Origin of the sequence: Mycolicibacterium vulneris, assembly GCF_002104765.1 — a bacterium.
In the GTDB taxonomy this organism is placed as follows: Bacteria; Actinomycetota; Actinomycetes; order Mycobacteriales; family Mycobacteriaceae; genus Mycobacterium; species Mycobacterium vulneris.
This window is the reverse complement of record NZ_NCXM01000113.1, coordinates 1-370: the sequence shown is the minus strand read 5'-3', so window position 1 is coordinate 370 and position 370 is coordinate 1. Positions and strand designations below refer to the sequence as shown.

Sequence of the window (370 nt, the reverse complement as noted above, 5' to 3'; positions counted from 1 at the left end):
TGGCGTGCCCGTTTGGCGGGCCGGGGGCACGGATGTATCGCACCGGGGATCTGGTGCGGTGGCGTCCTGATGGCCAACTGCACTACCTCGGCCGCGCCGACGAGCAAGTCAAAATCCGCGGCTACCGCATCGAACCCGGCGAAATCCAGACCGCCCTGACCACACTGGACGGCGTCGACCAAGCAGCAGTCATCGCCCGCCAAGCCCGCCCCGGCGACCCCCGCCTCATCGCCTACATCACCGGCACCGCCGACCCCACCGACCTGCGCACCCAACTGCGCGAGCAACTCCCGCCCTACATGATCCCCGCCGCGATCGTGGCCCTCGACCACCTCCCACTCACCCCCAACGGCAAACTCGACACCCACGC

Annotated in this window: 1 protein-coding gene; it reads left to right on the top strand. The window is 69.2% G+C overall.

Going from position 1 to position 370, the window contains the following annotated elements:
• Positions 1 to 370: AMP-binding enzyme (locus tag B8W69_RS29600; RefSeq protein WP_133058071.1), on the top strand; the 370-nt coding region annotated here is incomplete at both ends.